Origin of the sequence: Kordiimonas aestuarii, from assembly GCF_025574465.1 — a bacterium.
Lineage (GTDB): Bacteria > Pseudomonadota > Alphaproteobacteria > Sphingomonadales > Kordiimonadaceae > Kordiimonas > Kordiimonas aestuarii.
On sequence record NZ_JAOBPP010000009.1, the window covers coordinates 33822 to 46309 of the forward strand.

At 56.0% G+C, this 12488-nt stretch carries 11 protein-coding genes; 6 read left to right on the top strand and 5 right to left on the bottom strand.

What is annotated here, in order from left to right:
* Window positions 1–86: 86 nt before the first annotated feature.
* From hppD to OEU85_RS01320, 6 genes are all read left to right on the top strand, one after another.
* Window positions 87–1175: a 4-hydroxyphenylpyruvate dioxygenase gene (gene hppD / locus OEU85_RS01295; protein WP_262689626.1), complete on the top strand. Its 1089-nt coding sequence runs from the start codon at window positions 87–89 to the stop codon at window positions 1173–1175.
* Window positions 1176–1240: 65 nt separating this feature from the next.
* Entirely contained in the window at window positions 1241–1789 is a 549-nt protein-coding gene (locus OEU85_RS01300) for a VOC family protein (RefSeq protein ID WP_262689627.1), read from the top strand.
* Between the two features lie 52 nt (window positions 1790–1841).
* Window positions 1842–2849, top strand: a complete 1008-nt coding sequence (locus OEU85_RS01305; RefSeq protein ID WP_262689628.1) for a fumarylacetoacetate hydrolase family protein — start codon at window positions 1842–1844, stop codon at window positions 2847–2849.
* A gap of 10 nt (window positions 2850–2859) precedes the next feature.
* Entirely contained in the window at window positions 2860–3513 is a 654-nt protein-coding gene (maiA, locus tag OEU85_RS01310) for a maleylacetoacetate isomerase (RefSeq protein ID WP_262689629.1), read from the top strand.
* Window positions 3514–3549: 36 nt separating this feature from the next.
* Window positions 3550–4431, top strand: coding sequence for a phenylalanine 4-monooxygenase (phhA, locus tag OEU85_RS01315; RefSeq protein ID WP_262689630.1), 882 nt, complete (start codon window positions 3550–3552; stop codon window positions 4429–4431).
* 319 nt (window positions 4432–4750) lie between these two features.
* Window positions 4751–7156 carry a TonB-dependent receptor gene (locus OEU85_RS01320; RefSeq protein ID WP_262689631.1) on the top strand — a complete coding sequence of 802 codons (2406 nt, stop codon included), beginning with the start codon at window positions 4751–4753 and terminating at the stop codon, window positions 7154–7156.
* A gap of 60 nt (window positions 7157–7216) precedes the next feature.
* On the opposite strand, the gene OEU85_RS01325 is transcribed toward OEU85_RS01320, so the two are convergent.
* From OEU85_RS01325 to OEU85_RS01345, 5 genes are all read right to left on the bottom strand, one after another.
* On the bottom strand, window positions 7217–7675 hold the full coding sequence (locus OEU85_RS01325) for a YybH family protein (protein WP_262689632.1): 459 nt from the start codon (window positions 7673–7675) through the stop codon (window positions 7217–7219).
* A gap of 140 nt (window positions 7676–7815) precedes the next feature.
* On the bottom strand, window positions 7816–8145 hold the full coding sequence (locus tag OEU85_RS01330) for a helix-turn-helix domain-containing protein (RefSeq protein WP_262689633.1): 330 nt from the start codon (window positions 8143–8145) through the stop codon (window positions 7816–7818).
* A gap of 97 nt (window positions 8146–8242) precedes the next feature.
* Entirely contained in the window at window positions 8243–9367 is a 1125-nt protein-coding gene (locus tag OEU85_RS01335) for a Glu/Leu/Phe/Val family dehydrogenase (RefSeq protein WP_262689634.1), read from the bottom strand.
* A 412-nt stretch (window positions 9368–9779) separates the two neighbouring features.
* Entirely contained in the window at window positions 9780–11177 is a 1398-nt protein-coding gene (gene lpdA / locus OEU85_RS01340) for a dihydrolipoyl dehydrogenase (protein ID WP_262689635.1), read from the bottom strand.
* Window positions 11178–12488 (bottom strand): dihydrolipoamide acetyltransferase family protein, encoded by a 1311-nt coding sequence (locus OEU85_RS01345; protein WP_262689636.1) that lies wholly within the window; start codon window positions 12486–12488, stop codon window positions 11178–11180.

Consider the following 12488-nt stretch of genomic DNA (forward strand, 5'->3'; position numbering starts at 1 on the left):
GCACCAGTATTCAAGATAAAATACAGCCACGTAAAGGCTAATGGTGCCAACCTCATACTGTATAGAGAATGATGGAGTGATTGAACATGGCCGATCTCTTTGAAAACCCAATGGGCCTGTGTGGTTTTGAGTTTGTCGAATTTACCGCACCCGAAAAGGGCCTTCTTGAGGACACTTTTGAAACACTTGGTTTTACCAAGGTGGCACGCCACCGTTCGAAAGACGTGGAACTGTGGCGTCAGGGCGATATCAATTTCATTACCAACTATGAAAAAAATTGCCCGGCCTTCTACTATGGTGAAGAGCATGGTCCATCGGCGTGTGGCATGGCTTTCCGGGTGAAAGACGCCCAAAAGGCCTATAAGCTGGCGCTGGGGAAGGGTGCACAGCCAATTGACACACAAACCGGCCCGATGGAACTTCGCCTGCCGGCGATCAAGGGTATCGGCGGGGCATCGCTTTACCTCATCGACCGTTTCAAGGACGGTGAAAGCATCTATGATATCGACTTCGAATGGCTTGAAGGTGTCGACCATCGCCCCGAGGGTTGTGGTTTCAACGTTATCGACCACCTGACCCACAATGTGTATCGCGGTCGCATGGATTACTGGGCGAAATTCTATGAGAGCTTCTTCAATTTCCGCGAAATCCGCTATTTCGACATCAAGGGCGAATACACGGGCCTGACATCCCGTGCGATGACCGCGCCGGACGGCTTGATCCGCATCCCGCTTAACGAGGAATCTGCCGGCGGGAGCGGCCAGATTGAAGAATATCTGATGGCCTACAACGGCGAAGGTATCCAGCATATCGCCTTTTCTTGCGATAATCTGCTGGAGTGCTGGGACCGCCTGAAAGAAAAGGGTGTGCCGTTCATGACCGCTCCGCCCGAGACATACTATGAAATGCTGGAAGAGCGTCTGCCGGGCCACGGCGAGCCGGTCGGCGAACTGAAAAAGCGCGGTATTCTGCTTGATGGCTCCACGGAAGAGGGCGATAATCGCCTGCTGTTGCAGATTTTCTCTGAAACCCAGGTTGGTCCGATCTTTTTCGAGTTTATCCAGCGTAAGAAAGATGAAGGCTTCGGCGAAGGCAACTTCAAGGCGCTGTTCGAATCGATGGAACGTGACCAGATCCGTCGTGGCGCCCTCAAGGTTGACGACAACGCTGCATAAGCCTGGACGGGGCTGCACCCGCAGTCCCACCATCGCGCAATCCCCGTGTAACCGGAGGCAATGCCATGAAGTTAGAGCGTATTCACCACGTGGCGTATCGCTGTAAAGACGCCAAAGAGACGATCGAGTTTTACCAGAAGCACCTGAACATGGACTTCCAGCTTGCGATTGCGGAAGACCATGTGCCTTCCACTGGTGCGTTTGACCCTTATATGCACATCTTTCTCGATGCGGGGAATGGCAACGTGCTGGCTTTCTTTGAACTGCCAAACCAGCCTGAGATGGGTCGTGACGGCAACACGCCAGAGTGGGTTCAGCATATCGCCTTTGAAGTGGCTGACATGGACGCGCTCCATGAAGCGAAGGCAAGCCTGGAAGCGGCGGGTGTTGAAGTCCTGGGGCCGACCGACCATACCATCTTCAAGTCGATCTATTTCTTCGACCCGAACGGGCATCGCCTGGAACTTGCAGCCAATACGGCGAAGCCGGGCATGCTTGCGGAACTGAAACGGATCGCACCCGATATGATCGAAGAATGGTCAAAAACCAAAAAAGCACCCAAACATGCGGCATGGCTTCATGGTGAGGGTGAGTTTGAGAGCATTGGCGACTGACGAGCCGCCAGCACCTCACACAATAAACTTAAGAAATTCAGGATAGGTACGTATGAAACTGGCATCCCTAAAACATGGCCGCGACGGCAAGCTTGTTGTAGTCTCGAAAGACCTTAAGCGCATGACGGCGGCGGAGAAAATAGCGCCAACTATGCAGGCGGCACTTGATGACTGGGCATCTGTGCTGCCGCGCTTGCGCGCGCTCTACGAATCGCTCAATTCAGGCGCCGTGAAAGGCGACGCGTTTAACGAGGCCGACTGTGCGTCACCCCTGCCGCGCGCCTACCAGTGGGCTGATGGCTCGGCCTATGTGAACCACGTTGAACTGGTGCGCAAGGCGCGAAACGCTGAAATGCCAGAAACCTTCTGGACCGATCCGCTGATGTATCAGGGCGGCTCTGACGCTTTCCTTGCGCCGCACGAGCCGGTGAAAATGCCACAGGATGACGGCTGGGGCATCGACTTCGAGGCCGAGATTGCGGTTATTACCGATGACGTACCGATGGGCGTGAAAACCGAAGAAGCTGGCAAGCACATCAAGCTGCTGATGCTGGTGAACGATGTATCGCTCCGTGGTCTTATTCCGGGCGAGCTTGGCAAAGGCTTCGGTTTCTTCCAGTCGAAACCGTCAAGCGCTTTCAGCCCTGTGTGCATTACACCGGACGAACTGGGTGGTGCTTGGGAGGGTAGCAAGGTGCACCTGCCGCTGTTGTCCCGCTATAACGGTGACTTGTTCGGCAAGCCCGAGGCCGGTGTGGACATGACGTTCAATTTTGCCAAACTCATTTCGCATGCAGCGAAAAGCCGTCCGCTGGGGGCTGGTGCCATCATTGGTTCGGGCACGGTATCAAACAAACTTGATGGCGGACCGGGTAAGCCCGTGGCCGAAGGCGGTGTTGGGTACAGTTGTATCGCTGAAATCCGCATGATCGAAACCATCGAACACGGCGCACCAAAAACAAGCTTCATGAAATTTGGTGACACTATCCGCATCGAAATGCTCGACAAAGATGGTGCCTCTATCTTTGGTGCCATCGATCAGGTGGTCGAGAAAGCGTAAGGAGCAGGCCGTGCGCACACTTTTTGGTTATTTCCGGTCGTCAGCCGCGTATCGCGTGCGCATTGCCCTTGCGCTCAAGGGGCTTGAGTATAAATACGAGGCTGTCAACCTTGTGCCCGGCGTCAGCGAGCAGAAGTCGGACGCTTACCGCAGGCTCAACCCGCAGGGCAGGGTACCTTACTTTGTCGATGGCGAGGTGAAACTGTCGCAGTCCCCCGCCATCCTTGAATATCTGGATGAAGTCTATCCCGCCACAAAGCTGTTACCGGAAGGTGCCGTGGACCGGGCCTATGTGCGGCAGCTATCCAGCCTGATCGCCTGTGACATCCATCCGCTCAATAACCTGTCTGTGCTACAGAAGCTGAAGGCCGAGTTTGGTGCTGATGATGCGGCCACTAAAAAGTGGTATGGTGACTGGATTGTCGAGGGCTTCACAGCGCTGGAAAAAATTGTCAGTGCAAGCCCCCATACGGGAAAATTCTGCTTCGGTGACAAACCGGGCATGGCTGATATCTATCTTGCGCCACAGATGTGGAATGCCCGGCGCTTTGACGTGGATACAAGCACTTTTCCAACGCTTGTTCGCATTGATGCAGCTTGCAACAAACTTGAACCCTTCATTGCCGCCGCACCGGAAAACCAGCCGGACACCCCCAAAAGCTGAAGCGTGGTTCAAGCTATATGTATCGGAGAGTAAGTCATGAAAATTAAGACGAGACTTGGTCGGGAAGTAGAGGTTAACGAGGATTATACCGTTGACCAGAACTGGGAGCATTTTACCGACGAAGAGCATGACCGCTGGGACCGGCTTTATGCTCGCCAGGCGGAGATGCTTGAGGGCCGCGCATGCGATGAATTCATGGATGGCCTGCATCTGTTGAAACTTTCGGATGGCGGTATACCGAAGTTTGAGGATTTGTCCAAAAAACTGATGGAACGCACTGGCTGGACAGTAGTAGCTGTGCCTGACCTGGTGCCAGATGAGGTGTTCTTTGATCACCTTGCAAACCGCAGGTTCCCGGCGGGCAACTTCATCCGCAGCGAAGCGCAACTCGATTACCTTCAGGAACCGGACGTGTTCCATGATGTGTTTGGCCATGTGCCTATGCTCGCGAACCCGGTGTTCGCAGACTATATGGAGGCGTACGGCAAGGGCGGCCAGCGCGCGATGGGGCGTGGTGTGCTGAAAAACCTGGCCCGGCTTTACTGGTATACGGTTGAGTTTGGCATGATCAACACACCAAAAGGCATGCGCATTTATGGCGCGGGCATCGTCAGCTCAAAATCAGAGAGCATCTTCTGCCTTGAAGACAATAGCCCCAACCGCATTCATTTTGATCTCGTGCGTTTGATGAAGACGGACTACCGCATTGACGACTTCCAGCAGACCTACTGGGTGATTGATAGCTTTGAAGAGCTTCTCGAGGCAACATATCAGGACTTCGGGCCGATTTATGACGAACTGGAAGCAGACAAAAGCATTTATCCTGCGGATACCGTCCTTGAGGAAGATAAAGTTCATAACAATGGTACGCAGGCTTACGCAAAGGCGGGTGGGCGTCTCGCTAAAGCTGCGAGCTAATACAAAAATAATAAATGGGCTGGGCCTGGGGTTGTCGCGTGGTGACAACCCCTTTTTATTGAGAAAAATTTTCTCCCAATAAAGTTTTTTCCTGTCTGAATGCATCTCTCTATGCGCTTTTCTTAGTGAATTGTTTTAAATAGCGTTTTGTCAGCGCTGTCATTGTATTTTCCGTCAAAAACCGTTCCCAAAACATGCCGTTTATTCGTCTCAGCTACGCTGACCGGAAACCAAAGGTACCGGTCGCTTGCGTTGCTAAAAAAAAGCCGACGCAATTTGTTTAAAGTGGGAAGAAACAAACCTAGGGAAGGGTTTAATCATGACAAAAAAATACGCGCGCCCGCGTACGGGTGTGTCCGTGCTTGCGCTTGCGCTTGGCGGGGCTCTCGCAGTTCCGGCAACCGCACAGGATACGGCGCAGGACAGCAAGGATTTCGGGTTTGAGGAAATCGTTGTGACGGCCACCAAACGCGCTTCCTCCATCCAGGACGTACCGTTTTCCATCAATGCACAGACCGAGGCTGACATTCGCCGCTCAGGCGCTAAAAGCCTTGAAGACCTCTCCCGCAACGTTGCGGGGTTGATGATCCAGAACCTCGGGCCGGGCCAAAGCCAGGTTTCCATCCGCGGTGTGTCGGCCGGGCAGGTAGTTCGCGACCAGCCCGGTGTGAAGGAACAGGTTGGGGTGTATCTGGACGAATCTGTGATCTCGCTATCGCTGTTCACGCCTGATCTTGACCTTTATGACCTCAACCGCGTTGAAACACTGCGGGGCCCGCAGGGCACGCTCTTTGGTTCCGGTTCTGTGGGCGGTACTATCCGTTACATCACGAACCAGCCCAATGTGGAAGAATTCGAAGGCAATGTGGAAGGTGACCTGAACACGGTTTCCGGGGGTGGTACAGGCGGCCATATCAAGGCCATGGCAAACCTGCCAATCTCTGACGGCACATCGGCAGTACGCGTTGTTGCGTATCATACTGAATACGCGGGCTTTATCGATGCACACCGCCCCAGCGGAAATATCACGGAGAATGTGAACAGCGGCAGTCGCACGGGCGGCCGGGTTGCCTTTACATTCAAACCAAGCGATACCCTGACCATCACCCCGCGGGTGATCTATCAGGAAATCGATATGGATGGGTTCAACCGGCAAGAGGTTTATAACGTCTACGCCAACCCATATATGGACGAGCCAACCACCTTTGAAGGCCGCGAGCAGTTCCTGAAACTGCGTGAGGGCTTCAAGGATGAAACGCTGATCGCCGACCTTACCGGTGAGATCAGCTTTGACGGTTTTGATGTGACTTCCATCACCAGCTATACTGATCGTGACATTCTCGTGAGCCGCGATGCAAGCGCGCTGACGGGCAGTGTGTCCATCGACCTTGGGTACCCGGCAGCTGCGATCAACCTGCCGTCCAACCTGCGGGATACGACGGCTGTGGAACAGTTCACACAGGAAGTTCGTCTCAGCTCCAATGGTGACGGCGCGCTGCAGTGGATTATCGGTGGTTTCTATGCCAATACCGACCGCTACTATCAGCAATATCTGCCAACGCCGGGGTATGACGCCTACACGGACGCCGTGTTGGGTGCCGGCACCGCAGAAGCAACGCGCGCGGGTGTGGCGCCGGTGGACTCACCGTTTTATTCCGAACTGCCATACACGCTTGAGCAGATCGCAATTTTTGGCGAGTTGACCTATGATGTCACCGACCGGCTGGAGCTGACAGCTGGTGGCCGTTACTATGACTATAAGGAAGAGCGCAGCGTGACCCAGGTTGGCCTCTTTGGTAACGGCGTTGTGGATCAGGTGGACGAGACGGCATCCAACGGCTTTACGCCGCGTTTCCTCGCCAGCTACCGCGCCAGCGACAATGTCACCATCAACGCGCAGGTCTCCAAGGGCTTTCGTCTCGGTGGTGTGAACGACCCGTTGAACACCGCACTCTGTAACGCGGATGACCTCGAAATCTTTGGTGGCTTCCAGGACTATGATGACGAGACGCTTTGGAACTACGAAGCGGGCGTAAAGGTGCAGGGCAGCAAGTTCAGCCTGAACGCGGCTGCTTTCTACACCGACATCTCGAACCTGCAGGTTACGCTTGACGCGGGGTCCTGTTCGTCGCGTATTTCGTTCAACGTGCCCAAGGCTCACACACAGGGTGTCGAACTTGAGTTCAAGGCGCGACCTTTTGAAGGTCTTGACCTCTCCTTTGCTGGTAGCCTGCTTGAATCAGAGTTTGATTCAACGGTGAACGACAGCATCGGCGCGGTTCTTGGTGGCGTGCGTGAGGGCAACCGCCTCGCGTCTGTGCCAAAGGTCAACTTCGGTGCAACCGCGACCTACAGCTTCCCGTTTGACGTGGCTGGCGACGATGCGGAGGCGTATCTGTCCGCAACCTTCCAGCACCGTGGAAGCCTTTATACCCAGCCGTCCGATCAGGAAGCCGGTGCGGGTGACTTTGTCTCTGGCCTGCCGTATCGCGGCGCGACGGGGACCGAGGTGACGTCGCTGGACCTGGAGCTGGACAGCTACCAGACGATGAACCTGAGTTTCGGCATCAATTGGGAAAGTCTTGAGTTCATGGCCTATGTGAACAATGTGTTTGACGAAAACGCCAACCTCTCGTTCGACCGTGAGCGTGGCGGCCGTGCGCGTCTTGGTTTCCGGACCAACACACCGCGGACCTTTGGCATGTTGATCCGCAAGCACTTCTAGGCCTGCCGGCACAAACGAATGAAAGAGGGCGGTGCTTCCGGCGCCGCCCTTTTTATACGCTCAGTTTCCTTTGCCGTCCCATGGGCCGGGGCTGGTGTTTCCGCCATCAAGGATGGCTTTCCATTCGCCATCTCGCTTTTCCCAGATCGTGATGTATTTGCCGTGGCTTTCGCGGCGTTGGCCGTCCCGCACCATGGAAAATACATAGGTGCCCCATGTGTAGGCGAGGTCACCAGACGCTGCGATTTTTCCGTCCTCGGGCTTCCAGTCCAGCGTTGTGTCCGTTGGCAAGCCTTCAAGCTCTGCCACAATCACGTCGTGGCCGAACTTGGCGTGTGATCCGCCGTCCAGTTTCACGGCGTCATTCGCCAGATAGTGCGAGAAGGCGGCGGCAACGCCGTGCGAGGCCGACATTGCGGCGAAGGTCTGGTCAATAGCCATGATCTCGTCATCCGCTGCGAGGCCGGGGACCGTGACAGCAAGCGCCAGTGCCGCGCCAACAAGTGTGTGTTTGATCATTATATTCCTCCCGGTGTCGTGATCTGTTTGGAGTGGGGCTGTTTGGTGTAGGCCTGTGTGACGCAGACCCATGTGATGCGGTCCTGCGTGATGGCGGGAGATTACCACGGCCATGGGCCGCGCGGTAGCTGGCGGAAAGCTTAGTGGTTGAAGCTCGCAAGCAGGGTGCGCACCGCCACGATGAAGAAAAGTATCGTGACGATGATGGTGGGCCACTTGTTGCTTTTCCCCGGCTCTTCCTCTTCAGCGCGTGGGTTTGTGGGCATCAGAACCTGGGGCGGGATGCCCAGCGCACGGGACAGCTGCAAAAGCAAGGGGCCCGAACAATCGCCACCTCGTTCGATCTTGCGCACAAGATCAACTTCAAGGTCCGCCTTGTCCGCAAGCTCTTCCACGCTCCAGCCGAGCGCGTGGCGTGCGTCGCGGATGTTGGAGGCCAGCGTTTCGGTTGTCACGTCTTCCTGCATCATGGTTTTCTTTTACCCATGCGGCACAAAAAGGAAAAGCCCCCATGCTGTCGCATGAGGGCTTATCTTGGAAAGGCTAGGGGCCTCTTTTGTGCGTATCTTATTCTGCGGCGGCGGCGAGCTTGGCCTCATTGGCCTTGCGGATGATGTTTTCGGCCATCTCGTTGGCGATCACACCAGTCGGGCGCTTTTCCTTGTCGCTTGCCTTGAAGATTTTTGTCAGCGTTTCACCGATGCGGAGCACTTTCTCCTCGCGGGCTGCTGCATTCATCTTCTCTTTGTAAACTTCTGATTCGACAGAAATAATACCGCCAGCATTAATCACATAGTCAGGCGCATAGAGGATGCCGCGCTGGCGCAACTGTTCGTCTTCACGGCCTTCGGTCTCAAGCTGGTTATTGGCCGCGCCTGCAATAATCGTGGCCTTGATGTCACCCAGGGTTTTCGGGTTCAATGTGCCGCCAAGCGCACACGGGGCATAAACATCACAATCCACAGCGTGGATGACGTCGGGGCTGACAACTTCAGCTTCACCGCGGCTGAGCACAGCCTGGATGTTCGCGTCCACGATGTCGGTCACGATGACTTTGGCGCCAGCGCCGCGCAAGTGGTCAACAAGGAACTGGCCAACGTGACCAAGGCCTTGCACGGCCACGCGTATGCCGTTCAGGTCGTCTTTGCCAAGGCGATGCTTGACCGAGGCCTGAATGCCGGTGAACACGCCAAGGGCAGTGTGCGGCGACGGGTCGCCGGTGCCGAAGTCGCCGCCGTCAAGACCGCAGACATAGTCGGTCGTCTCGGCTGCTGTTGCCAGCATGTCGGGGCTGGTGCCCACGTCTTCCGCGGCATAATAGCTACCGCCAAGGCGGTTGATCATGCGGCCGAAAGCGCGCATCAGCTCTGGCGTGCCAAGTTCCTTGGGGTTGCCGATGATAACGGACTTGCCGCCGCCGAGGCGCAGGCCGGCCATGGCGTTTTTAAACGACATGCCGCGCGACAGGCGTAGAACGTCGTAGACAGCATCTTGCTCGCCGCGGGTTTCAGCAATATCGATCGGAGCGGAGCGACGGTGAATAGCAGCATAGTCCCAAAAACGGGTACCGCCGGTTGCAGGGCCGAGCGCGGTCGAATGTACCGCGATGATAGCTTTAAGGCCTGATGCTTCGTCAGCACAGAAGACAACGTTTTCGTGGTTTCTGAAGCTGCGTGAATCGAATACGGGCATTTATATGATCCCTTCCAAGTTGATGTCCCGTTCGGGGGCGTCGCCCCCTACGAACGCACCTCAAACTCCCGCCTGCTCCTTCGGTCTTGTCTGCTTATGTATAATAGCAGGTCCGCCGCGTGTTTTCATTGTTCCTCGCGGGATTTGAGTTGCGCGGAGTATGGCACTTCTCTTTTGAAATGAGCTTTCGAAGTTTAGCGATTTTCGCAATCTTCTGTCTGTTTTCAGGGGTGTTTTGAAATTTGTGAATAGGCACAAGAAATATCATGCCAACGCACAATTTTCTCTCATGCATGATGTGCTGTGACGTTACGGAAACCGGGGGTTACAGCAATATGGCAAAAGATAATGCACATGCAAAAAGGGCGCCCCGGAAGGAGCGCCCTTTTGATCAGGATTGATGTAATCAGGCCTAGATATGCAGCGCGTGGCCGAGCGACTTGAGCGCGGCTTCCTGGAAGCCCTCGCTTTGGGTCGGGTGGGCATGGATCGTACCGGCGATATCCTCAAGCCGTGCGCCCATTTCAAGCGCGAGCGAGAAGGCGGCCGACAGTTCAGATACGCCTTTGCCAACCGCCTGAATACCCAGCACCACATGGTTGTCGTTGCGGGCGACGATGCGCACAAAGCCGTCCTCGGCCTCCATGGTCATCGCGCGGCCATTGGCCATGAAGGGGAACTGGTCCACCTTGATGTCATAACCCGCTTCCGTGGCTTGTTCTGGCGACAGGCCTGCGGTGACAATCTCGGGATCGGTGAAACACACCGCGGGGATGGAGACCTTGTCGAACGTGCGGTTTTTACCCGCGATGATCTCCGCGACCATTTCGCCCTGTGCCATGGCACGGTGTGCCAGCATGGGCTCGCCCGTCAGGTCACCAATGGCATAAACACCGGTCATTGAGGTCTGGCACTTGTCGTCTATCGCCACCACACGGCCGTTCATGGTGAGGTCAAGGCCTTCAAGGCCCCAGCCTTCCGTCTTGGCTCGGCGGCCGACGGTGACAAGGATCTTGTCAGACTTGATCTCTTCCTCGTTGCCATTCTTGGTCTCAACCACGAGCGACTTGCCGTCTTTCGACAAGCCCTTGGCCTTGGTTTCCGTCAAAACCTTGACACCAAGCTTCTTGAGGCTTGCGACAACCGGTTTGGTCAGGTCCTTGTCATATTGGGCCAGAACACGTTTCAATGCTTCCACAACCGTGACCTTGGCGCCCATCTTTGCGTAGGCGATGCCGAGCTCAAGCCCGATGTAGCCGCCGCCGATCACCGTCAGTTTGCCTGGCACCTTGTCAAGCGACAGGGCTTCGGTGGAGGAGATAACATTCTCGCCATAGGGCAGGGATGGTATCTCTACCGGCACGGAACCGGTGGCGAGGATGACATGCTCCGCTTTGACGGTCACGGTGCCGTCTTCGGTCGCGACTTCACAGGTTTTGCCGTCAACCATGGTGCCCCAACCGGCGACGTGCCTGACCTTGTTCTTCTTGAACAGGCCGCCAATACCGCCTGTGAGGCGCTTCACAATGCCGTCTTTCCACGCCACGGTTTTCTTGAAATCGAGCTTGGGTTTCTCGAGCGAGATCCCAAGCGCGTTTTCGCCCGTGAAATGCATGACTTTCTCGAACTCGTCCCCGGCGTGAATCATGGCCTTTGACGGGATACAGCCTACATTGAGGCAGGTACCGCCAAGTTCCTGGCCTTCAACACATACGGTGTCGAAGCCAAGCTGGCCGGCACGGATGGCGGCAACATAGCCACCGGGCCCACCACCCAGCACGAGCACTTTACAGTTAATCGTCTCTGACATTTACGCCTCCATGAAGAGAATGGCCGGGTTTTCAAGGAGATTGCGGATCTCCTGAATATATTCGGCCGCGTCCCAACCGTCGACAATACGGTGATCGAAGGAGGACGACAGGTTCATGATCTTGCGCGGTACAAAACCGCCGTCTTTGAACACCGGACGCACGGCAACCTTGTTGACGCCGACAATCGCCACCTCGGGGCTGTTGATAACCGGCGTGGAAACAATGCCTCCCATGCGGCCGAGGCTTGAAAGCGTAATGGTTGAACCCGTTAGCTCTTCCCGCTTGATAGATCCATCGCGCGCGGCACTGGCAAGGCGTTTGGCCTCGTCGGCAAGGCCCCAGATATCAAGGGCTTCCGCGTGTCTGATAACCGGCACCATCAGGCCGCCCGGCGTTTGCGCAGCCATGCCGATATGTGCTGCACCGTAGGTGTAGAGCATATCTTCATCGTCGTCATAGTGGCTGCTTAGCTTCGGCTGAACCTTCAGCGCCCGCACCATTGCCATCATGATAAAGGGCAGGATGGTAAGCTTCGGCTGGTCATCGCGCTTGGCGGCATTCAGGTGTTCGCGCAGGCTTTCAACCTCGGTTACGTCCACCTCCTCCACATAGGTGATGTGGGGGATGCGGCGCTTGGCGTCCTGCATGCGTTCGGCGATCTTGCGCCTGAGACCAATCACGCGGGTTTCCGTAACCCCGGTATTGGGTCTGCGCCCGGAACCAACAACAGCGGGTGCGCTGTCGCCGGAGATATAGGCATCCAGGTCTTCGTGGCTGATGCGGCCTGCGGGGCCGGTACCATGCACATACTGTAGCTTGATGCCTGCATCCAGCGCGCGTTTGCGCACGGCAGGAGAGGCCAGAGGTTTTTCGCCTTCGGCGCGCGGTGCACCGGTATGGGCCTTCATGGCCGACGGCTTTGGAACCGGCGCTTTTTTGGGTTCAGGCTTGGAAGCCTCGGTCTTTTTAGGCGCGGACTCTGGCGCTTTTTCGGCTTTTTCGCTAGCCTTGGGTGCTTCTTCCGCCTTTTCCTCGGCTTTTGGTGTGTCCGGGATGTTGTTCCCTTCCCCTTCCACCTCAAGCGCGATGATCACGGTGCCCACGGGCGTCATTTCGCCGATATCGCCCAGGATTTCCTTAACCGTTCCGTCAACCGGGGACGGGATCTCAACCGTCGCCTTGTCGGTCATCACCGCGGCAAGAACATCGTCTTCCTGAACCGCGTCACCAACCTTGACATTCCATTCGACGATCTCGGCTTCGGTGATGCCTTCGCCGACATCCGGCATGCGTATCTTGTAAACACCCAT

Excerpts from the sequence above, each read along its gene's own strand:
- hppD (WP_262689626.1), top strand. The coding sequence starts at position 87 with ATGGCCGATCTCTTTGAAAACCCAATGGGCCTGTGTGGTTTTGAGTTT.
- OEU85_RS01300 (WP_262689627.1), top strand. The coding sequence starts at position 1,241 with ATGAAGTTAGAGCGTATTCACCACGTGGCGTATCGCTGTAAAGACGCC.
- OEU85_RS01305 (WP_262689628.1), top strand. The coding sequence starts at position 1,842 with ATGAAACTGGCATCCCTAAAACATGGCCGCGACGGCAAGCTTGTTGTA.
- phhA (WP_262689630.1), top strand. The coding sequence starts at position 3,550 with ATGAAAATTAAGACGAGACTTGGTCGGGAAGTAGAGGTTAACGAGGAT.
- OEU85_RS01320 (WP_262689631.1), top strand. The coding sequence starts at position 4,751 with ATGACAAAAAAATACGCGCGCCCGCGTACGGGTGTGTCCGTGCTTGCG.
- OEU85_RS01325 (WP_262689632.1), bottom strand. The coding sequence starts at position 7,675 with ATGATCAAACACACACTTGTTGGCGCGGCACTGGCGCTTGCTGTCACG.
- OEU85_RS01330 (WP_262689633.1), bottom strand. The coding sequence starts at position 8,145 with ATGATGCAGGAAGACGTGACAACCGAAACGCTGGCCTCCAACATCCGC.
- OEU85_RS01335 (WP_262689634.1), bottom strand. The coding sequence starts at position 9,367 with ATGCCCGTATTCGATTCACGCAGCTTCAGAAACCACGAAAACGTTGTC.
- lpdA (WP_262689635.1), bottom strand. The coding sequence starts at position 11,177 with ATGTCAGAGACGATTAACTGTAAAGTGCTCGTGCTGGGTGGTGGGCCC.
- OEU85_RS01345 (WP_262689636.1), bottom strand. The coding sequence starts at position 12,488 with ATGGGTGTTTACAAGATACGCATGCCGGATGTCGGCGAAGGCATCACC.